Source organism: Pseudomonas sp. COW5 (assembly GCF_026240005.1).
Lineage (GTDB): Bacteria > Pseudomonadota > Gammaproteobacteria > Pseudomonadales > Pseudomonadaceae > Aquipseudomonas > Aquipseudomonas kribbensis.
Map to the genome: position 1 here is coordinate 1,814,147 of NZ_JAPHVP010000001.1, position 22,732 is coordinate 1,836,878.

Annotated in this window: 16 protein-coding genes; 10 read left to right on the forward strand and 6 right to left on the reverse strand. The window is 60.7% G+C overall.

Translation table 11 applies throughout. The features are described 5' to 3' along the window. Positions 1–408 precede the first annotated feature (408 nt). Together putA and OQ248_RS08215 are read left to right on the forward strand one after the other, a co-directional pair. Positions 409–4,362 (forward strand): trifunctional transcriptional regulator/proline dehydrogenase/L-glutamate gamma-semialdehyde dehydrogenase, encoded by a 3,954-nt coding sequence (gene putA / locus OQ248_RS08210; RefSeq protein WP_265812546.1) that lies wholly within the window; start codon positions 409–411, stop codon positions 4,360–4,362. Positions 4,363–4,506: 144 nt separating this feature from the next. Beyond that, on the forward strand, positions 4,507–6,309 hold the full coding sequence (locus tag OQ248_RS08215) for an acyl-CoA dehydrogenase (RefSeq protein ID WP_265812547.1): 1,803 nt from the start codon (positions 4,507–4,509) through the stop codon (positions 6,307–6,309). Between the two features lie 202 nt (positions 6,310–6,511). Here the strand turns inward: OQ248_RS08215 and OQ248_RS08220 are convergent, their stop codons facing one another. From OQ248_RS08220 to OQ248_RS08230, 3 genes are all read right to left on the reverse strand, one after another. After that, a complete protein-coding gene (locus tag OQ248_RS08220) occupies positions 6,512–8,449 on the reverse strand; it encodes a methyl-accepting chemotaxis protein (protein ID WP_265812548.1) in 1,938 nt (645 codons plus the stop codon). A gap of 613 nt (positions 8,450–9,062) precedes the next feature. Next, entirely contained in the window at positions 9,063–9,365 is a 303-nt protein-coding gene (locus OQ248_RS08225) for a cell division protein ZapA (protein WP_248743128.1), read from the reverse strand. After that, entirely contained in the window at positions 9,362–9,592 is a 231-nt protein-coding gene (locus OQ248_RS08230) for a hypothetical protein (protein ID WP_007952320.1), read from the reverse strand. Before OQ248_RS08230 ends, OQ248_RS08225 begins: the two co-directional genes overlap by 4 nt. 278 nt (positions 9,593–9,870) lie before the next feature. Here OQ248_RS08230 and OQ248_RS08235 point away from each other — a divergent pair, with 278 nt between their 5' ends. The 4 genes from OQ248_RS08235 to selO all read left to right on the forward strand — a co-directional run bounded on the left by OQ248_RS08235 (position 9,871) and on the right by selO (position 18,485). Continuing rightward, positions 9,871–11,496, forward strand: a complete 1,626-nt coding sequence (locus OQ248_RS08235; protein WP_265812549.1) for a methyl-accepting chemotaxis protein — start codon at positions 9,871–9,873, stop codon at positions 11,494–11,496. Between the two features lie 346 nt (positions 11,497–11,842). Then, entirely contained in the window at positions 11,843–13,585 is a 1,743-nt protein-coding gene (locus OQ248_RS08240) for a potassium/proton antiporter (protein WP_265812550.1), read from the forward strand. 34 nt (positions 13,586–13,619) lie between these two features. Beyond that, on the forward strand, positions 13,620–16,973 hold the full coding sequence (mscK, locus tag OQ248_RS08245; RefSeq protein ID WP_265812551.1) for a mechanosensitive channel MscK: 3,354 nt from the start codon (positions 13,620–13,622) through the stop codon (positions 16,971–16,973). Between the two features lie 48 nt (positions 16,974–17,021). After that, a complete protein-coding gene (selO, locus tag OQ248_RS08250; protein WP_265812552.1) occupies positions 17,022–18,485 on the forward strand; it encodes a protein adenylyltransferase SelO in 1,464 nt (487 codons plus the stop codon). A 6-nt stretch (positions 18,486–18,491) separates the two neighbouring features. Here the strand turns inward: selO and OQ248_RS08255 are convergent, their stop codons facing one another. Together OQ248_RS08255 and OQ248_RS08260 are read right to left on the reverse strand one after the other, a co-directional pair. Further along, entirely contained in the window at positions 18,492–18,854 is a 363-nt protein-coding gene (locus tag OQ248_RS08255) for a type II toxin-antitoxin system PemK/MazF family toxin (RefSeq protein WP_265812553.1), read from the reverse strand. Beyond that, positions 18,854–19,123, reverse strand: a complete 270-nt coding sequence (locus OQ248_RS08260; RefSeq protein ID WP_265812554.1) for a PbsX family transcriptional regulator — start codon at positions 19,121–19,123, stop codon at positions 18,854–18,856. The genes OQ248_RS08255 and OQ248_RS08260 overlap by 1 nt, the downstream gene beginning before the upstream one ends. A gap of 236 nt (positions 19,124–19,359) precedes the next feature. Here OQ248_RS08260 and trxC point away from each other — a divergent pair, with 236 nt between their 5' ends. Continuing rightward, positions 19,360–19,794 (forward strand): thioredoxin TrxC, encoded by a 435-nt coding sequence (trxC, locus tag OQ248_RS08265; protein ID WP_265812555.1) that lies wholly within the window; start codon positions 19,360–19,362, stop codon positions 19,792–19,794. 40 nt (positions 19,795–19,834) lie between these two features. Here trxC and OQ248_RS08270 read toward each other — a convergent pair whose 3' ends face one another. Next, entirely contained in the window at positions 19,835–20,605 is a 771-nt protein-coding gene (locus OQ248_RS08270) for a ParA family protein (protein WP_085711085.1), read from the reverse strand. A gap of 370 nt (positions 20,606–20,975) precedes the next feature. Between OQ248_RS08270 and OQ248_RS08275 the strand changes: the two genes are divergently transcribed. Genes OQ248_RS08275 through OQ248_RS08285 form a run of 3 tightly spaced genes read left to right on the forward strand, consistent with a single transcriptional unit; the run spans position 20,976 to position 22,727 of the window. Next, positions 20,976–21,701, forward strand: a complete 726-nt coding sequence (locus tag OQ248_RS08275) for a beta-ketoacyl synthase chain length factor (protein WP_265812556.1) — start codon at positions 20,976–20,978, stop codon at positions 21,699–21,701. Next, on the forward strand, positions 21,677–22,486 hold the full coding sequence (locus tag OQ248_RS08280; RefSeq protein WP_085711083.1) for a lysophospholipid acyltransferase family protein: 810 nt from the start codon (positions 21,677–21,679) through the stop codon (positions 22,484–22,486). The genes OQ248_RS08275 and OQ248_RS08280 overlap by 25 nt, the downstream gene beginning before the upstream one ends. After that, the gene (locus tag OQ248_RS08285) at positions 22,467–22,727 is read left to right on the forward strand and encodes a phosphopantetheine-binding protein (RefSeq protein WP_085711082.1); all 261 of its coding nucleotides are present in this window, start codon (positions 22,467–22,469) and stop codon (positions 22,725–22,727) included. The genes OQ248_RS08280 and OQ248_RS08285 overlap by 20 nt, the downstream gene beginning before the upstream one ends. Positions 22,728–22,732 lie beyond the last annotated feature (5 nt).

The following is a 22,732-nucleotide window of genomic DNA, read 5'->3' on the forward strand; positions in this document are numbered from 1 at the left end:
TGCAGACTGACGTCCGACAGACGATTCGCACGGCCGCGCATTTATGACCAATGTTTCCCCAGGAAAGCCATTGGCCGGTAAACCGGGTTGTCCCGGTTGCACCTTGGGCGCGAATCCTATGCAACAAAGCAAAACAGGTGCAACCAGTTTCTTGAGAATTAGTTGCACCTACGTCGTTTTTTCGGCCGCAAACCGCCGATTTTGCACCGTTGCGGCGCAGTGACACCCCGCCATGTGCCTTGAAAGCACCTATCTAGAGCGATCATCGCGAAGCTGAAATTTATTCCTGACAAGTTGCCGAATATTCCGACAAAAAAAGGGTTGCACCCGGTTGCACCTCTTTCGGCTCGCGGCTAATCTTGCCGCCAGCTGTTGTCGCGCAACTGCGGCACCTATGAGGATAAAAATATGGCTACCACCACCCTTGGGGTCAAACTTGACGACCCGACCCGCGAGCGCCTGAAGGCCGCCGCAACCTCGATTGATCGCACGCCGCACTGGCTGATCAAGCAGGCAATTTTCAATTACCTGGAAAAACTCGAGGGTGGTGCAACCCTGACCGAGCTGAACGGTTTGACCGCCAAGGACGCCGACGACGCAGGTGAAGTCCACACCGATCACGCTCACCAATGCTTCCTCGAATTCGCCGAAAGCATCCTGCCGCAATCGGTGCTGCGCGCCTCGATCACCGCCGCTTACCGTCGCCCTGAGCCGGAAGTGGTACCGATGCTGATCGAGCAGGCTCGCCTGCCGGCGCCGATGGCCGAAGCCACCAACAAACTCGCCGCCACCATCGCGGAAAAACTGCGTAACCAGAAGAGTGCCGGCGGTCGTGCAGGCATTGTTCAGGGCCTGCTGCAGGAATTTTCCCTGTCGTCCCAGGAAGGCGTAGCGCTGATGTGCCTGGCCGAAGCGCTGCTGCGTATTCCGGACAAAGGCACTCGTGATGCGCTGATCCGCGACAAGATCAGCACCGGCAACTGGCAGCCGCACCTGGGCAACAGCCCGTCGCTGTTCGTCAACGCAGCGACCTGGGGTCTGCTGCTGACCGGCAAACTGGTCTCGACTCACAACGAAGCCGGCCTGACTTCGTCCCTGAGCCGCATCATCGGCAAGAGCGGCGAGCCGATGATCCGCAAGGGCGTCGACATGGCCATGCGCCTGATGGGCGAGCAGTTCGTGACCGGCGAAACCATCGCCGAAGCCCTGGCCAACGCGAGCAAGTTCGAAGCCAAGGGTTTCCGTTATTCCTACGACATGCTCGGTGAAGCGGCGCTGACCGAACACGACGCCCAGAAATACCTGGCCTCGTACGAACAAGCCATTCACTCGATCGGCAAAGCGTCCCACGGCCGTGGGATTTATGAAGGCCCGGGCATTTCGATCAAGCTGTCGGCCCTGCACCCGCGTTACAGCCGCGCCCAGTACGAGCGCGTAATGGATGAGTTGTACCCGCGCCTGCTGTCGCTGACCCTGCTGGCCAAGCAATACGACATCGGCCTGAACATCGACGCCGAAGAAGCCGACCGCCTGGAGCTGTCGCTGGATCTGCTCGAGCGCCTGTGCTTCGAGCCGCAACTGACTGGCTGGAACGGCATCGGTTTCGTGATCCAGGCCTACCAGAAGCGTTGCCCGTACGTGATCGACTACGTGATCGACCTGGCTCGCCGCAGCCGTCATCGTCTGATGATCCGCCTGGTGAAAGGCGCGTACTGGGACAGCGAAATCAAGCGCGCCCAGGTCGAAGGCCTGGAAGGCTATCCGGTCTACACCCGCAAGGTGTACACCGACGTTTCCTACATCGCCTGCGCCCGCAAACTGCTGTCGGTGCCGGAAGTCATCTACCCGCAATTCGCCACGCATAACGCCCATACCCTGTCGGCGATTTATCACATTGCCGGTCAGAACTATTACCCGGGCCAGTACGAATTCCAGTGCCTGCACGGCATGGGCGAACCGTTGTACGAGCAGGTTGTAGGCAAAGTTTCCGAAGGCAAGCTGAACCGTCCGTGCCGCGTGTACGCTCCGGTCGGCACCCACGAAACCCTGCTGGCGTACCTCGTACGTCGCCTGCTGGAAAACGGCGCCAACACCTCGTTCGTCAACCGTATCGCCGACCAGTCGATTTCGATTCAGGAACTGGTGGCCGATCCCGTTGCGCAGATCGAGCAGATGGCAACCGTGGAAGGTGGTTTCGGCTTGCCGCACCCGCGCATTCCACTGCCGCGTGACCTTTATGGTTCCGAGCGCGCCAACTCCAGCGGCATCGACATGGCCAACGAACATCGTCTGGCATCGCTGTCCTGCGCCCTGTTGGCGACCGCGCACAACAACTGGAAAGCCGCGCCGATGCTCGGTTGCGCCTCCAGCAACGAAGCGCCGTCCCCGGTGCTGAACCCGTCCGATCTGCGTGACGTGGTCGGCCACGTGCAGGAAGCCACCGTCGAAGACGTCGATAACGCCATTCAATGCGCCCTGAACGCCGCACCGATCTGGCAGGCCACCCCGCCGGCCGAACGCGCCGCGATTCTGGAACGCGCCGCGGACTTGATGGAAGGCGAAATCCAGCCGCTTATGGGCCTGCTGGCCCGCGAAGCCGGCAAGACCTTCGCCAACGCCATCGCCGAAGTCCGCGAAGCCGTCGATTTCCTGCGTTACTACGCGGTGCAGGCTCGCAACGATTTCAGCAACGACGCCCACCGCCCATTGGGCCCGGTGGTCTGCATCAGCCCGTGGAACTTCCCGCTGGCGATCTTCAGCGGCCAGGTTGCCGCCGCACTGGCCGCCGGTAACCCGGTGCTGGCCAAACCGGCCGAACAGACTCCGCTGGTCGCCGCACAAGCCGTACGCCTGCTGCTCGAAGCCGGGATTCCGGAAGGCGTGCTGCAACTGCTGCCGGGTCGCGGTGAAACCGTCGGTGCCGGTCTGGTGGGTGACGAGCGCGTCAAAGGCGTAATGTTCACCGGTTCCACCGAAGTTGCGCGTCTGCTGCAACGCAACATCGCCGGTCGTCTCGACAACCAGGGCCGTCCGATTCCGCTGATCGCCGAAACCGGTGGCCAGAACGCGATGATCGTCGACTCTTCGGCACTGACCGAACAGGTAGTGATCGATGTGGTGTCGTCGGCCTTCGACAGCGCCGGTCAGCGTTGCTCGGCCCTGCGCGTCCTGTGCTTGCAGGAAGATTCCGCTGATCGCGTCATCGAAATGCTCAAGGGCGCGATGGCTGAAAGCCGTCTCGGCAACCCGGAGCGTCTGTCCGTGGACATCGGCCCGGTGATCGACGCCGAAGCCAAGGCCGGCATCGAGAAACACATCCAGGGCATGCGCGACAAAGGTCGCAACGTGTACCAGGTGGCCATCGCCGATGCCGAGGAAGTCAAACGCGGCACCTTCGTCATGCCGACCCTGATCGAACTGGAAAGCTTCGACGAACTGCAACGCGAGATCTTCGGCCCGGTGCTGCACGTGGTGCGCTACAAGCGCAAAGAGATCGACCAGTTGATCGCCCAGATCAACGCCTCCGGCTACGGCCTGACCCTCGGCGTGCACACCCGCATCGACGAGACCATCGCCAAGGTGATCGACAACGTCAACGCCGGTAACGTCTACGTCAACCGCAACATCGTGGGTGCCGTGGTCGGCGTCCAGCCGTTCGGTGGCGAAGGCCTGTCGGGTACCGGTCCGAAGGCGGGTGGCCCACTCTACCTGTACCGTCTGCTGTCGACGCGTCCTGCGGACGCCATCGAACAATCCTTCGCTCGCGGTGATGCTGCCGTGGCACCGGACGTTCGTCTGCGCGATGCCCTGAGCAAACCGCTGGTTGCCCTGAAAGCCTGGGCCGACAGCAACAAGTTCGCCGACCTGAGCACCCTGTGCGTGCAGTACGCCGCCCAGTCGCAAAGCGGTATCACCCGTGTACTGGCCGGCCCGACCGGCGAGAAGAACAGCTACGCGATCCTGCCACGCGAGCACGTGCTGTGCCTGGCGGACATCGAAGGTGATCTGCTGACCCAGCTCGCTGCGGTGCTGGCGGTGGGCGGTTCGGCGGTCTGGCCGGAATCCGACACCAGCAAGGCATTGTTCGCACGCCTGCCGAAGGAGATTCAGGCGCGGATCAAACTGGTTTCCGACTGGAACAAGGACGACGTGGTGTTCGATGCAGTTCTGCATCACGGCCATTCCGACCAGTTGCGCGCGGTCTGCCAGCAGATCGCCAAGCGTACCGGCGCCATCGTCGGGGTTCAGGGCCTGTCCCAGGGCGAGACCAACATTGCGCTGGAGCGTCTGGTGATCGAGCGCGCATTGAGCGTCAACACTGCGGCAGCGGGTGGTAACGCCAGCCTGATGACCATCGGTTAATCGCCGACTCTGTCAGCAGCATAAAAAATGGGCGCCCTCACCGGCGCCCATTTTTTTGGCCTCTCCATCACCGTTATCAATCTTCCTGTTCAGCCTTTATTCGCACGCCTAGACTCGGTCCATTCCAAAAAAAGGTAGGCCGCCATGTCCGAGACGCTGCTCAGTTCCCGCAATCTGGCTTTCGAGCTGTACGAAGTCCTCGATGCCGAGGGCCTGACCCGGCGCGAGCGGTTTGCCGAACACAACCGCGAAACCTTCGATGCCGCCATCGGCACGGCGCGCAACATCGCCGAGAAGTACTTCGCACCGCACAACCGCAAGGGCGACGAAAACGAGCCGCGCTACGAGAACGGTCAGGCGATTCTGATTCCCGAAGTGAAACCGGCGGTGGATGCCTTCCTCGAAGCCGGATTCCTCAACGCCGCGCGCAGTTTCGACGCCGGCGGCATGCAACTTCCTACATTGCTGTCTCAGGCCTGCTTCGCACACTTCCAGTCGGCGAACGCGGCTTCGACCTCGTACCCGTTCCTGACCATGGGCGCGGCCAACCTGATCGAAAGCTTCGGCACCGAAGAGCAGAAGCAGCGCTTCCTGCAACCGATGATCGACGGTCGCTTCTTCGGCACCATGGCCCTGACCGAACCCCATGCCGGTTCGTCGCTGTCGGATATTCGCACACGCGCCGAACCTGCATCCGACGGCACCTATCGCCTCAAGGGCAACAAGATCTTCATCTCCGGTGGTGATCACCCGCTTTCGGAAAACATTGTGCACATGGTGCTGGCCAAGCTGCCGGACGCACCGGCCGGGGTGAAGGGGATTTCGCTGTTCATCGTGCCGAAGTTTCTGGTCAACGATGACGGCAGTCTCGGCAAGCGCAACGACGTGTTGCTGGCCGGGCTGTTTCACAAGATGGGCTGGCGCGGCACCACGTCCACGGCGCTGAACTTCGGCGATAACGGTGAGTGCGTCGGCTATCTGGTGGGCAAGCCGCATCACGGCTTGAGCTACATGTTCCAGATGATGAACGAGGCGCGAATCGGCGTCGGCATGGGCGCGGTGATGCTCGGTTACGCCGGTTACCTGTATTCACTGGAATACGCCCGCGAACGACCGCAAGGCCGGGTACCGGACAGCAAGGATCCGACGACGGCGCCGGTGGCGATCATTCAGCACGCGGATGTCAGACGCATGCTGCTGACGCAGAAATCCTACGTCGAAGGTGCGTTCGATCTCGGCCTGTATGCGGCGCGGCTGTTTGATGACACCACTACGCTGGAAACCGAAGCCGAGCGCAAACAGGCGCATGAGCTGCTGGACTTGCTGACCCCGATCGTCAAATCCTGGCCATCGGAGTTCTGCCTCAAGGCCAACGCACTGGCGATCCAGATTCTCGGCGGCCACGGTTACACCCGCGAATACCCGGTGGAGCAGTATTACCGCGACAACCGACTGAACCCGATCCACGAAGGCACCCACGGCATTCAGTCGCTGGACTTGCTGGGACGCAAACTGGCGCAGAACGGTGGCGCCGGGCTCAAGCAACTGATCCGCCTGATTGCCGACACCGCCGAACGCGCGGTGGCGTACGAATCGTTGACCGCATTGCGTGAGCCGCTGGAGAAACTGGTCGCACGCCTGCAGAGCGTGACCATCGGCCTGCTGACGGATCTGGCCCAGGGCAAGGTCAACAGCAGCCTGGCGAATTCGGCACTGTACCTGAAGGTGTTCGGGCACGCGGTGGTTGGCTGGCGCTGGCTGGAGCAGGCGATTCGGGCTGAGGAAGGTTTGGCCAAGGGTAATGCGGCGGATGTCGACTTCTATAAGGGCAAGTTGCAGGCGGCGCGGTATTTTCTGACGTGGGAAGTGCCGGGTTGCCAGCATGAGCTGGCGTTGCTGGAGGCGCGGGATGATACGTGTCTGGCAATGCAAAATGAGTGGTTCTAAAGCCGGCCCTCACCCCAGCCCTCTCCCGGAGGGAGAGGGAGCCGACCGGGGGATGCTTCAGAAGCACATCGACCTGAAGGAGCGTCACCGAATCCATAATCGACTGGATTTCTCAGGTCGACGTATAGCGCAAGATACCTCGGTCAGTTCCCTCTCCCTCTGGGAGAGGGCTAGGGTGAGAGGGCCCTTGGCGTTCAATACATCAAGTGAGTTTGAACCCACCCATCTGCCGCGCCAGATCATCCGCCAATCGCTGCAACATCTGACAATCCTCACGACAAGCCCGAACCTCCCCCGCCGTCGCCCGGGCCAGATCGGAAATCCCCTGCACGTTGCGGTTGATCTCTTCCGTTACCGCCGACTGCTCCTCCGTCGCCGTCGCCACCTGATGGTTCATGTCGCTGATGCGCTCGACTTGCCCGGTAATCGCGGTCAGCGACGCTCCGGTGCGCTGGCTCGATTCAACCCCGGTCCCCGTCGCGGCCTGACCGGTGCGCATGGATGACACCGCATTCTCCGCCCCCTGCTTGAGGCTGCCGATCATCTGCTGAATCTCGTCGGTAGAAGCCTGAGTCCGGCGCGCCAAGGTGCGGACTTCATCCGCCACCACCGCAAAACCACGTCCCATGTCCCCGGCCCGCGCCGCTTCAATCGCCGCGTTCAGCGCCAACAGATTGGTCTGCTCGGAAACACCGCGAATCACCGCCAATACTTGATCAATCGACGCCACCTGATGCGCCAGTTCACCCACCGCTCCCGCCGCAACGCCGATTTCATCGGACATGCTTTCTATATGGCGAATCGAGCCGCCAACCACTTCCCGCGCCTGCATCGCTTCATCACGCGCCGTTTGCGAGGCGAGCGCGGCATTGCCGGCGTTCTGGGCGATTTCCTGCACGGTCAGGCCCATTTCGTGAACGGCAGTGGCGACCATGTCGGTCATTTCCTGCTGGCGGCCGGAGCGCTCGGCGGTGTTATCCACAACCCTGGCCACTTGGCCGACGGCGACACGCAGACGCTCGCTGGTGGTCAGCACTTCGCCGATCATCCCGCGCTGGCTGTCGAGGAAACGGTTGAAGCCGCGAGCCAGGTCGCCCAGCTCATCGGCGCGGCTGGAATCTAACCGATGGGTCAAATCTCCACCACCGCTACCGATTGCTACCAGTGCGGCTGTTACCTGACGAATCGGTCGCACCAATCCCTGAGCCAGCCAGATCACCAGCGCCAGGCAAACCAGCGCCACCGCCAGACCGATGCCGCTGCTCATCCACATCGCCCGTCGGGCTTCGGCGTAGATCTGCGACTGTGGCACTTCGGCCACCAGGGTCCAGCCGAGATCACGCAAAGGCAGGCTGAAGGCGAGGAAGTCTTCGCCGTCGCGCTGGAAGCTGCTGTTGGTCGCCACTTTGTGGCCCATGACCGCTTGCGCCGCGTTGGCGCCGATCTGCTCCGTGAGGGTGCGCTTGCCGCTGAATTGCGCCTCGGGATGGACCTGGATCAAACCGTCGGAACGCACGAGATAGACCTTGCCGCGCTCGCCAAAGCTGAAATTGTGGATCAACTCCGACAGCTCTTTCATGCTCAGCCCGAGCCCCGCGACACCCACCACTTTGCCGGCCTGCTCGACCTTCAAATCGATGAACAGCGCCAGCTCTCCGGTGGCCCCATCGTTGTCGATGTTCAGGGTGCGTGGCTGATTGCTGTCGAGGAAAGAGTAAAACCAGGCATCGGCCGGTTTGGATCGGCTGAGGGTGCGATCCAGACCTTTTTCGGTGATGTAGTGATTGGATTCGGTGCCGATGATCAGCGCCGTGAAAGCCTTGTGTTCGGCGCGGATGCCTTCCAGATACTGCGCGAAGCCTGCTGTTTTGGCGGAGTCTTCACCAGTGGCCAGCCAGTCGCGGACCATGGTGTTGCTGGCGATGTCCTTGGCGGCGGTGAGGGGCTGAACGAGGATTCGTTCGATATCGTTGCGCGTCGCTTCGATGCTCGATGGCAACGCCTGTTCGACCAGATAGCTCTGGGCGAGGCGGTTGACCACCAGGGTATAAATGCCAACCACGATCAGGATGCTGACCAGCAGGGCGGTGCCCATACCGAGGATCAGCTGCCATTGAATACTGCGACGCCAGAACTGCATGGAGCACCCCTCCAGGAATAAGAAGGAGAAAATGCTGCAACAGTCGTGCCGATTGTATACATCATAATTGACAATCCAGAAGACCTACTGTGCGCAATCCTAAAAACTGAAGTTAACCTTCCTATCGAAGAGTCTTCTGGCAGCGAGTTACTGTATGAATCAACACCTGTCATATATGACAGGTTACAAATAAAGAAATGAATTCCACAATAAAAAACCTGGAACAGTCCAAGTTACTTTCAAGCATTCAATACGACCAGAATAACTTATTTATTCGAGGTAAAAATCATGAATCATGAAACGAAGATCCACGATGGAACCAGCGGATCTAAATCGTACTTTGAAGCTTTCCAAAAAATGGCTCGTAGCATATCCGTCGGAGATCTAGTAACGCTTCACGAAGGAAGTGGAACCGAAGTTGTGTACCAAAAAATCTACTCTTACAGGGTGGTTGCTGGAGTGGAGGAATTCGTTGTTGGACTTGGTACTGCACCGAAACTAATCACACCTTAACTGAGTAAAACTGAGTCCGGAGTTCCTGACCGGAACTCCACTCACAATCAAATTTGCGAACTAGTGGAGCGTCCAAAATCCTAGCCCACAGATAAAAACATCATTCCCGACCAATCGTCTTGGCAATCGTCTCGACCGTGGCGCTGACTTGCTCTTGGTAACGCTCGAGTTCTTCCTGATGCTGCTTCTTCATTTCAATCTGCTGCGAGCACAGATTCATCGCCGCCAGCACCAGCAGGCGGTCGCCGATCAGGGTCGGGTATTTGCGCTTGGTGTCGGCCAGTGCGGCCTTGAGCATCAATGCAGCGTCCAGCAGGGTCTGTTCTTCCCCGGCCGGTGCCTTGATCGAATAGTCCTCCCCCATGATGGAGATGACTTTTACCCCTGCTGTGCCGTGGTTCATGCGCTGACAGGACCTGCGTTGACGCGATCAACCAGGGCCTGGATGCGTGCGGCGGTGGCGCCGTGCTTTTCTTCCTGTTCCATCAGGCTCAGTTGCAGGCTCTCGTTTTCATCCTTGGCCTGGGCCAGTTCCGTGGACAGGGTCTGGTTGGTTTCCGACAGTGTCTGGTTCTGTTGCACCAGGTCGCTGACGAGCTGTTCCAATTGGCTGAGGGATGCTTCCAACATTTTGATATTCCAGGGCTTTTTCAAAGGGCGCGTACGATAAAGAAAAGTCGTCGTGGATGCCAGGATTAAACCGGCGCAAGGCCTTGATTTTCCTGGCAGTCGACCATTCCTGCGAGTGTTAGAGACTGTGATCTGCCGATCTGGTTCCTGCACTTCGTCGCCCGACCCCTTATGCGACAAATACGCGCACCGCCTCAAGACTTTAGTCGTATGACCGATAAGTCATCCAACAGCAGTCTCAGCCCGCATGGATGCGGCCCTTCCCTGGTAATCGCACCATGTCCCTTCGCAATATGAATATCGCCCCCCGGGCGTTCACCGGCTTCGCCCTGATCGGCGGCCTGATGCTGATTCTCGGCGTGTTCGCCCTGAACCAGATGAGCAAGATCCGCGGCGCCGCCGAAAACATCACCACCACCAGCGTGCCGAGCATCAAGAACCTCGACGAGTTCACCCAACTGACCTTGCGTCTGCGGGTGCTGTCGTACCGCTTGCTGGTGAACCGCGAGCCGGATATCCAGCAGAAAACCGTCGAGCTGCTGGAAATGCGCAACCAGCAGATCCGCAAGGCCCAGACCGATTACGAGCCGTTGATCGGCAGCCCGCAGGAACGTGCGGCCTACGATCAATACGTGCAGTTGCTGGGCCAGTACCGCCAGATCGAAGACCGGATGAAAACCCTGTCGCGCAACAATCAGGTGGATGAGCTGCGCAACCTGCTGAACACCGAATTGCTGAACAACTCCGAAGCAATGAACACCGTGCTCAACCGCCTGATGCAGATCAACGGCGAGCAGATCAGCCAGACCAACCAGCAAGCCGCCGAGCAGTTTTCTTCGGCCTTCAGTCTGGTGGTGACGCTGTTGGTGATCGCCACCGGCCTGACTTTCCTGTTCGCCTGGCTGCTGACCCTGAGTATCACCAAGCCGATTTCCAAAGCGCTGGATGCAGCGGAAACCATCGCTGAAGGCAACCTGACCCAGCCGATCCACGTTGACGGCACCGACGAAGCCGGGCGCCTGCTGGCAGCAATGGCCAAGATGCAGTCGAAGCTGCGCGACACCCTGCTGCGGATTTCCGGCTCAGCGACTCAACTGGCGTCCGCCGCTGAAGAATTGAACAGCGTCACCGACGAAAGCGCCCGTGGCCTGACCCAGCAGAACAATGAAATCGAGCAGGCCGCCACGGCGGTCAACGAGATGACCAGTGCTGTTGAAGAAGTCGCACGCAACGCGGTCAGCACCTCGGAAGCCTCGAAGAACGCCACCACCTCCGCCGGCGACGGTCGTGATCTGGTGCAGGAAACCGTCAGTGCCATCGAACGCATGAGCGCCGACGTACAGAGCACCGCGACCCTGATCGGCGATCTGGCCAACGAATCCCGCGACATCGGCAAGGTGCTGGACGTGATCCGTGGCCTGGCTGACCAGACCAACCTGCTGGCACTCAACGCCGCCATCGAAGCGGCCCGTGCCGGTGAAGCCGGTCGTGGTTTTGCCGTGGTGGCGGACGAAGTTCGCGCCCTGGCGCACCGCACCCAGCAGTCGACCAGCGAAATCGAGCGCATGATCGGCAGCATCCAGAGCGGCACCGAGCACGCCGTGGATTCGATGCGCAACAGCACCGAGCGCGCCGAGTCGACCCTGAACATCGCCCGTGGCGCCGGCCTGTCGCTGGACACCATCAACACCGCCATCGTCGAAATCAACGAGCGCAACCTGGTGATCGCCAGCGCCGCCGAAGAACAGGCGCAGGTAGCGCGGGAAGTGGATCGCAATCTGGTGAACATCCGCGATCTGTCGGTGCAATCGGCGACCGGCGCGAATCAGACCAGTGCGGCGAGCAACGAGCTGTCGCGTCTGGCGCTGGATCTGAACAATATGGTTGGGCGGTTCAGCCTGTAATTTTGAGATCAAGATCAAGATCAAGATCAAGATCAAAAGCTACCCCCTCACCCCAGCCCTCTCCCCCTAAAGGGGGCGAGGGGGAAAGGGAGCAGATCGGGGGCTTTTCAGATCCTGAGTTCGACTCGGAATTTCAGGTCGCCGTAGCTCACAAAAACACCACGATCAGTCCCCTCTCCCTCCGGGAGAGGGCTAGGGTGAGGGCAGCAATCGTGCGCCGAACGCGAATCCGCATACCCCACTGAAAAAGCTTTTTGACAGCATCACATTTCAACAGGTTAGAATCGCTGGCACGCAGACTGCATGGTCAGTTTGTGCCCGTCTTTCCGCTTCTGGAGTACTGCCTTTGAATGCGACGACCATCAACAGCCTGTTCTTGATCGGCGCGTTGCTGGTAGGTGCGAGCATTCTTGTCAGTTCCCTTTCGTCACGTCTCGGCATCCCGATTCTGGTGATCATCCTCGCGGTCGGCATGACCGCCGGGGTCGATGGCGGCGGCATCATTTTCGATAACTACCCGACGGCCTATCTGGTCGGCAACCTCGCACTGGCGGTGATTCTGCTCGACGGCGGCTTGCGAACCCGAGTATCCAGTTTCCGCGTGGCCTTGTGGCCGGCCCTGTCGCTGGCCACGGTCGGCGTACTGATAACCACCGGCCTCACCGGCATGGCCGCCGCCTGGCTGTTCGACCTTAATCTGATCCAGGGCCTGCTGATCGGCGCCATCGTCGGCTCGACGGACGCCGCAGCGGTGTTCTCGCTGCTCGGCGGCAAAGGCTTGAACGAGCGGGTGACCGCCAGCCTGGAAATCGAATCCGGCAGCAACGACCCGATGGCGGTGTTCCTCACCGTGACCCTGATCGACATGCTCGCCAGCGGCCAGACCGGCCTGCACTGGAGCCTGCTGACCCACCTGATCCGCGAGTTCGGCATCGGTGGCGTGATCGGACTCGGTGGCGGCTGGCTGATGCTGCAACTGGTCAACCGGATCAACCTTGCCACCGGCCTCTATCCGATCCTGGTGATCGCCGGCGGTCTGGTGGTGTTCGCCCTGACCAACGCCCTGCACGGCAGCGGCTTCCTTGCCGTTTACCTGTGCGGCCTGGTGATCGGCAACCGTCCGGTGCGCAGCCGCCACGGCATCCTGCACATGCTCGACGGCATGGCGTGGCTGGCACAGATCGGCATGTTCCTGGTGCTGGGGCTACTGGTCACTCCGCATGACTTGCTGCCGATCGCCCTGCCGGCCCTGGGCCTGGCGCTGTGGATGATTCTGTTTGCGCGGCCGCTGTCGGTGGTGGTCGGCTTGCTGCCGTTCAAGGCCTTCCACGGTCGCGAAAAGGCCTTCATTTCCTGGGTCGGCCTGCGTGGCGCGGTACCGATCATTCTGGCGGTGTTCCCGTTGATGGCCGGGCTGCCGAATGCGCAGCTGTACTTCAACCTCGCGTTCTTCATCGTGCTGGTGTCCTTGCTGGTGCAGGGCACGAGCCTGCCGTGGGTGGCCAGACTGCTCAAGGTGACGGTGCCGCCGGAACCTGCGCCGATTTCACGCTCGGCCCTGGAAGTGCACATCACCAGCGAGTGGGAGCTGTTCGTCTACAAGCTCGGCGCGGAGAAATGGTGCATCGGTTCACCCCTGCGGGAGCTGAAAATGCCCGAAGGTACCCGTATCGCAGCCCTGTTTCGTGGTCAGCAACTGCTCCATCCGTCGGGTAGTACAGTGCTGGAAGTCGATGATTTGCTGTGTGTTATCGGCCATGAACACAACCTGCCGGCCCTCGGTAAACTGTTCAGCCAGGCACCACAGCGGGGCCTCGATCTGCGTTTCTTCGGCGACTTCGTACTCGAAGGAGACGCCCAGCTCAAAGCGGTTGCGGCCCTTTATGGCCTGTCGGCCGACGGCATCGATCCGGACATGACCCTGGGCCACTTCATCGCCCAGAAAGTCGGCGGTGCACCGATCGTTGGCGACCAGGTGGAATGGAACAATACCCACTGGACGGTGGCGGTCATGGAGGGGAACAAGATCGCCAAAGTGGGCGTCAGATTCCCCGAAGGAAGTCGCCCGGGCCCCGGGCTCTTCCTCTAAACTGCCTCCACTCTCACTTGCTTGACCGGTCTCTATGCCTACCCTGCGCTCCTTTTTCCTCGCGGCCCTGCTGGGCCTGAGTCTTACTGTCGGCCCGCTGCAGGCCGCAGAACCGCCGTCCAGCGAAGCCGTGCAGGCGAACCTGGACAAGCTCACCGACAGCAAACTGCCCGAGGCCGACAAAAAGGCCCTGCAAACGCTCCTGCAAAACACGCTGAACCAGCTCAACAACCGGCGTGACTACGATCAGAAGCTGATCGACCTCAAGCAGCAACTGGCCACGGCGCCGAAGCAGACCATCGAGAACACCCGCGAACTGGCACGTCTCAAGGCCACCGCCGTGGTACCGGTAGCGCAGCGTTTCACCAAAGAGAACATCCAGCAGCTGGAACAGATCCTCACCGAGCGCTCGACCCAGCAAAGCGACCTGCAAAAAGCCCTGGCAGACGCCAACAGCCTGATCATCACCGCCCAGACTCGTCCGGAGCGCGCCCAGGCAGAAATCGCCAGCAGCCAGACCCGCATCCAGCAGATCAACAGCATCCTCAAGACCGGCAAGGACAGTGGCAAGACCCTGAGTGCCGAGCAACGCGACCTGCTCAACTCCGAGCTGGCAGCGCTCAATGCACTGATCCCGTTGCGTCGCCAGGAACTGGCCGGTAACAACCAGTTGCAGGATCTGGGCAACAGCCAGCATGACCTGCTCACGGAAAAGTCCGACCGTCTGGACCACGAGATCCAGGAACTGCAGACCCTGATCAACCAGAAGCGTCTGACCCTGTCTCAGGAAACCGTGACACAGCAGTCGATCGAGGCTCAGAAGTCCGGCAGCAGCACCCTGCTCGCCACTGAAAGCGCGGCCAACCTCAAACTCTCCGACTACCTGCTCAAGAGCACCGACCGCCTCAACGAGCTGACCCAGCAGAACCTGCAGACCAAGCAGCAACTGGACAGCGTGACCCAGAGCGACTCGGCCCTCGACGAGCAGATCAACGTGCTCAAGGGCAGCCTGTTGCTGTCGAAGATTCTCTATAAACAGAAGCAGGCGCTGCCACGCCTCAAGGTCGACCGCGACCTGGCGGACCAGATCGCCGACATTCGCCTGTACCAGTTCGAAATCAACCAACAGCGCGAACAACTGAGCAATCCGGCGACTTATGTCGACACCCTGCTGTCCACCCAGCCGCCAGAGCAAGTCACACCGCAACTTCGCAAAAACCTGCTGGATCTGGCCAATACCCGCGTCGATCTGCTGGAGCGGCTGAGTCGCGAACTGAGCGCGATGCTCAATGAATCGATCACCCTGCAACTGAACCAGAAGCAACTGCTGAGCACCGCGCAAAGCCTGCGCGCGACCCTCGACGAGCAGATGTTCTGGATTCCCAGCAACAAGCCGCTGGACTCCGAGTGGCTGCGCGGTGTGCCGGAGCGCCTGAAACGCCAGATCGACACCTTGCCCCTGGCCTCCAGCCTTAGCGAACTGACCGACGGCCTGACCCAGCGCCCGCTGCTGTTCCTGCCGCTGGCACTGCTGATCGGCGCCTTGCTGTGGCGGCGCAAGCAGCTGTATGCACGCCTGAACAAGGTTCACCAGGACATCGGCCACTTCAAGCGCGACAGCCAGTGGCACACGCCTCAGGCGATCCTGATCAACATCCTGCTGGCGATGCCGGTGGCGCTGGGCCTGGCGTTGTGCGGGCTGGCACTGCAGATCGACGCCCGTGGCCAGAACGCCAACATGGGCGCCGCCCTGCTGCAAATGGGTCAGGCGTGGCTGGTGTTCTACACCGCTTACCGGATCCTTGCGCCGGGTGGTGTGGCTGAACTGCACTTCCGTTGGGAGAAACCGCAGGTCGAATTCCTTCAGGGCTGGGTACGTCGCCTCGGCCTGGTCGTCATGGCTCTCGTGGCGGTGGTGGCAGTCGCCGAACTGCAGCCGGCGGCGCTGGCCGATGACGTCATCGGCATGCCGGTAGTGCTGACTTGCTACGCGCTGATGGCGTGGCTGCTCAGTCGCCTGCTGATCAGCAGCCCGACCCACGAAAACGCCTCGCTGTTCCGCAAGGCCGTGGGGATCATGTTCACCCTGCTGCCTATCGCGCTGTTCGTCGCGGTGTGCTTCGGCTACTACTACACCGCGCTGAAACTCAGCGACCGTTTGATCAATACCCTGTACCTGCTGATGTTCTGGCTGGTGATCGAAGCCACGTTCGTCCGTGGTCTGGCGGTCGCGGCACGCCGTCTTGCCTACCAGCGCGCCCTGGCCAAACGTCAGGCAGCGAAGGAAGCCGGCGACGGCGAAGCGGTGATCGAAGAACCGACCCTCGACATCGAGAAGGTCAACGAACAGTCCCTGCGTCTGATCCGTCTGGCCCTGCTCGGCGGTTTCATCGCCGCGCTGTACTGGGTCTGGGCCGACCTGATCACCGTGTTCTCGTACCTCGACAACATCACCCTCTACGAATACACCAGCGGCACCGGCGCCAACATGAGCATGGTGCCGATCAGCATCGGCGACATGCTCGGCGCGCTGATCATCATCGGCATTACCTTTGCGCTCGCACGCAACTTGCCGGGCCTGCTTGAAGTGTTTGTGCTGTCGAAACTCAATCTGGCCCAGGGCAGTGCCTACGCGACCACCACGCTGCTGTCCTACGTGATCGCCGGGGTCGGCTTCGTCTCCACCCTGTCGACCCTCGGCGTGAGCTGGGACAAGTTGCAATGGCTGGTGGCGGCGCTGTCGGTCGGCCTCGGTTTCGGTATGCAGGAGATCTTCGCGAACTTCATCTCCGGCATCATGATCCTGTTCGAACGCCCGGTGCGGATCGGCGACACCATCACCATCGGCAACCTGTCGGGCACCGTGAGCAAGATCCGCATCCGCGCCACGACCATCACCGACTTCGACCGCAAGGACATCATCGTCCCGAACAAGACGTTCATCACCGGGCAACTGATCAACTGGTCGCTGACCGACACCATCACCCGGGTCACGCTGAAACTCGGCGTTGATTACGGTTCGGATCTGGATCTGGTCAAGGAGCTGCTGCTCAAGGCCGCCCGGGAAAACCCGCGCGTGCTCAAAGAACCCGAGCCGCACGTGTACTTCCTCAACTTCGGCGAAAGCACCCTCGACCACGAGCTGCGCATGCACGTGCGCGACCTCGGCGACCGCAACCCGGTGATCGACGAGGTCAACCGCTTCATCAACCGCGAGTTCAAGAAACAGCACATCAATATCTCGTTCCGGCAGATGGAGGTGTACCTGAAGAACCTTCACGGTCAGGAGTACAAACTGGTGCCGGTCGAAGACGACAGCAAAACCATCGTGCCTGTCAGCGGCGAGCAAAAACCGCTGCAAGAGCCGCCGCCCGCCAAACTCGACTAACCGGACTAATCCCAGCAGAATGCTCGGACATTCTGCTGGAGCCGGCCCTTGAAAGCCCTCGACGAACTGACCTTCGACAACCGCTTCGCCCGCCTGGGCGATGCGTTCTCGGCCCATGTGCTGCCCGAACCGATCGACAACCCGCGACTGGTGGTCGCCAGCCCTGCGGCCCTCGCGCTGCTGGATCTGGAACCGGCGGCGGCTGACACCCAGGAATTCGCTGAACTGTTCGGCGGCCACAAGTTGTGGGCCGATGCCGAGCCACGGGCAATGGTCTATTCCGGGCATCAGTTCGGCGGCTACACCCCGCAACTGGGCGATGGTCGCGGGCTGTTGCTGGGCGAGGTCTACAACGCCGCCGGCGAGCACTGGGACCTGCACCTCAAGGGCGCCGGGCAGACGCCGTTCTCGCGCATGGGCGATGGTCGTGCCGTGCTGCGTTCGTCGATTCGTGAGTTTCTCGCGTCCGAAGCGCTGTATGCGCTGAACATCCCGTCTTCACGCGCCGCCTGCGTGATCGGTTCCGACACCCCGGTGTGGCGTGAGAAACAGGAGCGAGCCGCGATGGTGCTGCGCCTGGCGCCGAGCCACATTCGCTTCGGCCATTTCGAATATTTCTATTACACCAAGCGTCCCGAGCAGCAGAAACTGCTCGGCGAGCACGTGCTGGCGATGCACTTCCCCGAGTGCCTGGAGCAGCCGGAACCCTATCTGGCGATGTTCCGCGAAATCGTCGAACGCAACGCCGAACTGATCGCCAAGTGGCAGGCCTACGGTTTCTGCCACGGGGTGATGAACACCGACAACATGTCGATCCTCGGCATCACCTTCGACTTCGGTCCGTTCGCCTTCCTCGACGACTTCGATGCGAACTTCATCTGCAACCATTCCGATGATCAGGGACGCTACTCGTTCAGCAATCAGGTCCCCGTCGGCCAGTGGAACCTCAGCGCCCTGGCCCAGGCCCTGACGCCGTTCATCAGCGTTGAAGCCCTGCGCGAAACCCTCGGTCTGTACCTGCCGCTGTTCCAGGCCCATTACCTCGACCTGATGCGCCGCCGTTTCGGCTTCACCACGGCCGAGGACGAGGACCAGCAACTGCTGGAGCAACTGCTGCAATTGATGCAGAACAGCGGCGTCGATTACACCTTGTTCTTCCGTCGTCTGGGCGAAGAATCAGCAGACCAGGCGGTTGCCCGGCTGCGCGATGACTTTGTGGATATCCGAGGCTTCGACGCCTGGGGCGAGCGGTATGTCGACCGCGTCGCACGGGATGGCGCCACCGATCAGGAACAGCGCCGTGCGCGGATGCATGCGGTGAATCCGTTGTACATCCTGCGCAATTACCTGGCGCAGAAGGCGATTGATGCTGCCGAGCAAGGCGACTACTCGGAGGTGCGTCGTCTGCATGCGGTGTTGAGCAATCCATTCGAGGAACAGCCAGGAATGGAGAGCTATGCGGAACGGCCGCCGGAGTGGGGCAAGCATCTGGAGATCAGTTGTTCGTCGTGAGGAGGCTCAATCCAACGGATCGATTGCGCTGACTACCCGAGCGACGATGTCCACCATCGTCACGTCGTCCAGTCGCTCGATAAACTTCGCGCTTCCCTCTCGTACACGCTGTTCGATATCAAAGCTACGAACCTGATTACACACCGCGACACCATTGGTTTCGTGACCAGAAATGGTCACGGCCAATCCCGAGGTTCGACTGAAATTGCCGCCGCTGGTGATCGGTACGGTCATGCTGACGCCCAAAGCATTTATCTCCCGAGGAGTGATGACTACAAAACGATGCCTGTTCATCATCTCCCGCCCGGCCACGGGATTGGGATCAATCCAGTAAACATCTCCACGCTGCGGGGGCTGTCGACGCACCATCAACCCAGCTCCCTGCCAACAGGCTCACCTTCGCGAGCTTCGGCAGTTTGAGCATTCAGTTCTTGGAACTGCTCAGCGCCTTCTAGCAGCTCGACCAAGCTATAACGCTTGCGAGCAAGAGGCGCCACGGGGCGAGCTATCAACTCCCCTTCAACCACATTCAGTTCCAGTTGAGCTCCCACATCCAAATGCAACAGCTTCAACAGCGTTGGTGGAATCGTTATGACTGCAGCGCCTCCCTGACGGCGAATTCTGGACGTTACGGACATGAAGTCACTCCGATCCGGTAAATGGAAATCATCGATCTCTCGATTTGTGCAACAAAAGTAGCACGCAGATACAGTCAAAGCGATCTCCTCACGACGAGCGTCAAAAACAGGAATTTGCTTTCAGCCTAGACATCAATCGAAAGGTGGCCGGCGAAAAACTGTGACGATTCAAGACATTGATAAATGACTCCCTCGACACCAGATCAGTGACATCAACTGCTCAATCGAGACCTATCATGACCGACCCACTCCTCATCCCCTGCCCCTCCTGCAACGGCCTCAACCGCATTCCCGCCGAACGCCTCAACGATCATCCGAAATGCGGGCGCTGCAAGTCCGAGGTGCTGTTGAACAAGCCGATCGACCTCAAGCAAGGCGATTACGCCAGCCAGATCAAGGGCGATCTGCCGTTACTGGTGGACGTGTGGGCGGACTGGTGCGGGCCGTGCAAGTCGTTTGCGCCAGTGTTCGAGCAGGCGGCGGCGCAGCTGGCGGGTAAATGCCGGTTGGCCAAGCTGGATAGCGAAGCCAATCAGCAGTTGTCGGCGCAGTTGGGGATTCGTTCGATTCCGAGCCTGATCCTGTTCAAAAATGGCCGTGAAGTGGCGCGGCAGAGCGGCGCGTTTCCGCTACCGCAATTGATGGCATGGTTGCGCAGTCAGGGCATCTGACACAAAACCAGCGTGGGAGCTTGCTCCCACGCTGGTTTTTTCAGGCGTCTTCGAGCAGGTTGTGCAGCTCGACGAACTGTTGCGTCAGCTTGTGCCGCGGGTCGAGATGGATCAGTGGTGTGCTGGCCTGGTGCGATTCGCGCATGCGCACTGAGCTGGCGAGGTAAACCGGCAACACCGGCAACCCTTCGGCGATCAATTCGTCGAGCATCTGCTGCGGCAGGCTGGCCCGGGCCTGGAACTGGTTGACCACGATGCCTTCGACTTCCAGGCCTTCGTTGTGGTCGTCCTTCAACTCTTCGATCTCCGACATCAGCCCGTACAGCGCCTGGCGGGAAAAACTGTCGCAATCGAAGGGAATCAGCACACGATCAGCGGCAATCAGTGCAGATACCGCATAAAAATTCAAGGCGGGCGGGGTATCGAGGTAGATGCGGTCGTATTCGCCGTCCAGCTCTTCCAGCAACTTACGCAGCTTATTGATCTTGTGCTTGGCCTCGAGCTTGGGCTGCAGGTCGGCCAGCTCCGCCGTGGCGGTGATGATGTGCAGGTTGTCGAACGGTGTTTCGTAGATATCGGCCTTGTTCTTCTTGGAGAACGGGCCCGAGGACAGGGTCTGCTTGAAGAAGTCGGCGATGCCCATCGGAATGTCATTACCGGTGAGCCCGGTCAGGTACTGAGTGGAGTTGGCCTGGGCATCGAGGTCGACCAACAGCGTGCGATAACCTTCGCTGGCGCTGACCGCCGCCAGATTGCAGGCGATGCTGGATTTGCCCACGCCACCTTTCTGATTGAACACCACGCGCCGCATGACAAAACCTCCGTGTATCAAAGAATGACCGAGTGTAGTGGTGCCCGGCCCCGCTTCGCTACCTTCGCGGACACGGACTACAGGGTCAGGCGCAAATATCTCAATAGTCACGGCGCAAATGCTGCCTTCGACCGCCGATATGCCCGACAGACAATCCCTTCACAATCCGGATAATGGCCAAGTGATATTTTTTGCCATGTACCCTTCGGTCCATTTCAGAGCGCAAAATGTAACCAGCATTTGCTACACACTCGTCGCACCGGGATAATGCGCGCCACCCGGCGCCAAGCGCCACGCCACTTTCGGCAAGGTCAGCTCCTCTGTGGCTTTGGCAGAACCGCGTCAAAAACAGCCCGCAGGGGCGGGATGAATGTCCGTGATCAACTTCAACATCGCCCAATGGCGCGCCTGGGCTCCCGGGCTCGACAGCGTGGACGCCTGGCAAGCCTGGAGCCGACAGCCGGTCGTGCTCCCGAGCAGCGATGCCGCGCCCGATGTGTCGTTCCTTCCCGCCATGCAGCGCCGCCGTCTCAGCCGCCTGGCGCGGATGGCCTTCAGTGTTGGCTGGCCACTGGCCGACGGGCGCGAAAACCTGCCGCTGGTCTTCGTCTCGCGTCACGGCGAAACGCCGCGCACCTTCGACATCCTCAGTGACCTGGCCAATGAGCAGCCGTTGTCACCGACCCAGTTCAGCCTCTCCGTGCACAACGCGATCATCGGCCTGTGGTCGATCATGCGCGGCGAAACCAGCGAGATGACGGCCCTCGCCGCCGCTGGCGACGGGCTCGAACACGGTGTGCTGGAAGCCGCCGCCCTGCTGGACGAAGGCGCGCCCGCCGTACTGTTGGTGATCACCGAAGAACAGCCGCCCGATGCCTATTCGGCATGGATCGATGACGTGCCGTTTCCGTACGCGGTGGGCTTGTTGTTGACCCCCGGTACCGACTGGCGGCTGACCCTGAACAGCGCCCCAGAAGCACTGTCCAAAGCGCAATGGCCCCATGCACTGAATCTGCTGCAAACCCTGCTCGGCCAGCAAACCCTTTGCCAACATGCCTGGAAAAATCGTGTATGGACCTGGCAACGCAGCCCGTGACCGAAAAGCACCGCGACGCCTACTACTGGCGTCTGCTGGCCACTGCCATCAGCTTCGCCCTGTTCGGGCTGGGCGGGCTGTGCCTGCGTTTGCTGGTGTTTCCGCTGCTGGGCTGCCTGCCGGGCGACGCGAAAACCCATCGCGAGCGGGCGCGGCAGACCGTCAGTCGGCTGTTCTGGTTTTTCGTCCGGTTCATGGCCCGTACCGGCGTGTTGACCTACGACATCCAGGGTGCCGAACGCCTCGGTCGGCCGGGGCAGATGATCATCGCCAACCACCCGTCGCTGATCGATGTGGTGTTCCTGATCGGTCTGGTGCGCCACGCCAATTGCGTGGTGAAGAAAACGCTGTGGGAAAACCCTTTCACCCGTGGCCCGCTGCGCAGCACCGAGTACATCAGCAACGACGGCAGCATGGACATGCTCGATGCCGCCGCCGGCGCATTGCAGGATGGCCAGACCCTGATCATTTTCCCCGAAGGCACGCGCACCCAACCCGGTCAGGCCCCGGCCTTTCATCGGGGGGCTGCGGCCATCGCGCTGCGCGGTGCGAAAATCCTGACGCCGGTCATCATCAAGGTCAGCCCGACCACTTTGACCAAGGCCGAGCCGTGGTATCGCATCCCGAGCCGCCGTGTTCACTTCAGTTTTCGCGTCGGGGCCGATATAGACCCACAGACCTTTGCCGCACAAGGCCCTGCACCGCAGGCCTCGCGCAAGCTCAACGACTTTCTGCACCATTTTTTTATCAAGGAGCTCGCCGAAGATGAGCGATCTGCACCGTGAGATAAAACTGCTGATCATCGATGCCCTGGGCCTCGAAGACATCAGCGTCGACGACATCGGCGACGACCAGACACTGTTCGGCGAGGGCCTGGGCCTGGATTCCGTCGACGCTCTGGAACTCGGCCTGGCGATCCAGAAAAAGTACGGCATCAAGATCGACGCCGACGCCAAGGACACCCGCAACCATTTCACCAACGTGGCGAGCCTCGCGGCGTTCGTCACGGCAAAACAGGCAGCTTGAGACCG

What these genes read in the sequence shown, in the direction of transcription:
- putA (WP_265812546.1), top strand. Translation starts at nt 409, where the DNA reads ATGGCTACCACCACCCTTGGGGTCAAACTTGACGACCCGACCCGCGAG.
- OQ248_RS08220 (WP_265812548.1), bottom strand. Translation starts at nt 8,449, where the DNA reads ATGCAGTTCTGGCGTCGCAGTATTCAATGGCAGCTGATCCTCGGTATG.
- OQ248_RS08230 (WP_007952320.1), bottom strand. Translation starts at nt 9,592, where the DNA reads ATGTTGGAAGCATCCCTCAGCCAATTGGAACAGCTCGTCAGCGACCTG.
- trxC (WP_265812555.1), top strand. Translation starts at nt 19,360, where the DNA reads ATGACCGACCCACTCCTCATCCCCTGCCCCTCCTGCAACGGCCTCAAC.
- OQ248_RS08255 (WP_265812553.1), bottom strand. Translation starts at nt 18,854, where the DNA reads ATGGTGCGTCGACAGCCCCCGCAGCGTGGAGATGTTTACTGGATTGAT.
- OQ248_RS08215 (WP_265812547.1), top strand. Translation starts at nt 4,507, where the DNA reads ATGTCCGAGACGCTGCTCAGTTCCCGCAATCTGGCTTTCGAGCTGTAC.
- OQ248_RS08280 (WP_085711083.1), top strand. Translation starts at nt 21,677, where the DNA reads ATGGACCTGGCAACGCAGCCCGTGACCGAAAAGCACCGCGACGCCTAC.
- OQ248_RS08260 (WP_265812554.1), bottom strand. Translation starts at nt 19,123, where the DNA reads ATGTCCGTAACGTCCAGAATTCGCCGTCAGGGAGGCGCTGCAGTCATA.
- mscK (WP_265812551.1), top strand. Translation starts at nt 13,620, where the DNA reads ATGCCTACCCTGCGCTCCTTTTTCCTCGCGGCCCTGCTGGGCCTGAGT.
- OQ248_RS08275 (WP_265812556.1), top strand. Translation starts at nt 20,976, where the DNA reads ATGTCCGTGATCAACTTCAACATCGCCCAATGGCGCGCCTGGGCTCCC.
- OQ248_RS08285 (WP_085711082.1), top strand. Translation starts at nt 22,467, where the DNA reads ATGAGCGATCTGCACCGTGAGATAAAACTGCTGATCATCGATGCCCTG.
- OQ248_RS08235 (WP_265812549.1), top strand. Translation starts at nt 9,871, where the DNA reads ATGTCCCTTCGCAATATGAATATCGCCCCCCGGGCGTTCACCGGCTTC.
- OQ248_RS08270 (WP_085711085.1), bottom strand. Translation starts at nt 20,605, where the DNA reads ATGCGGCGCGTGGTGTTCAATCAGAAAGGTGGCGTGGGCAAATCCAGC.
- OQ248_RS08225 (WP_248743128.1), bottom strand. Translation starts at nt 9,365, where the DNA reads ATGAACCACGGCACAGCAGGGGTAAAAGTCATCTCCATCATGGGGGAG.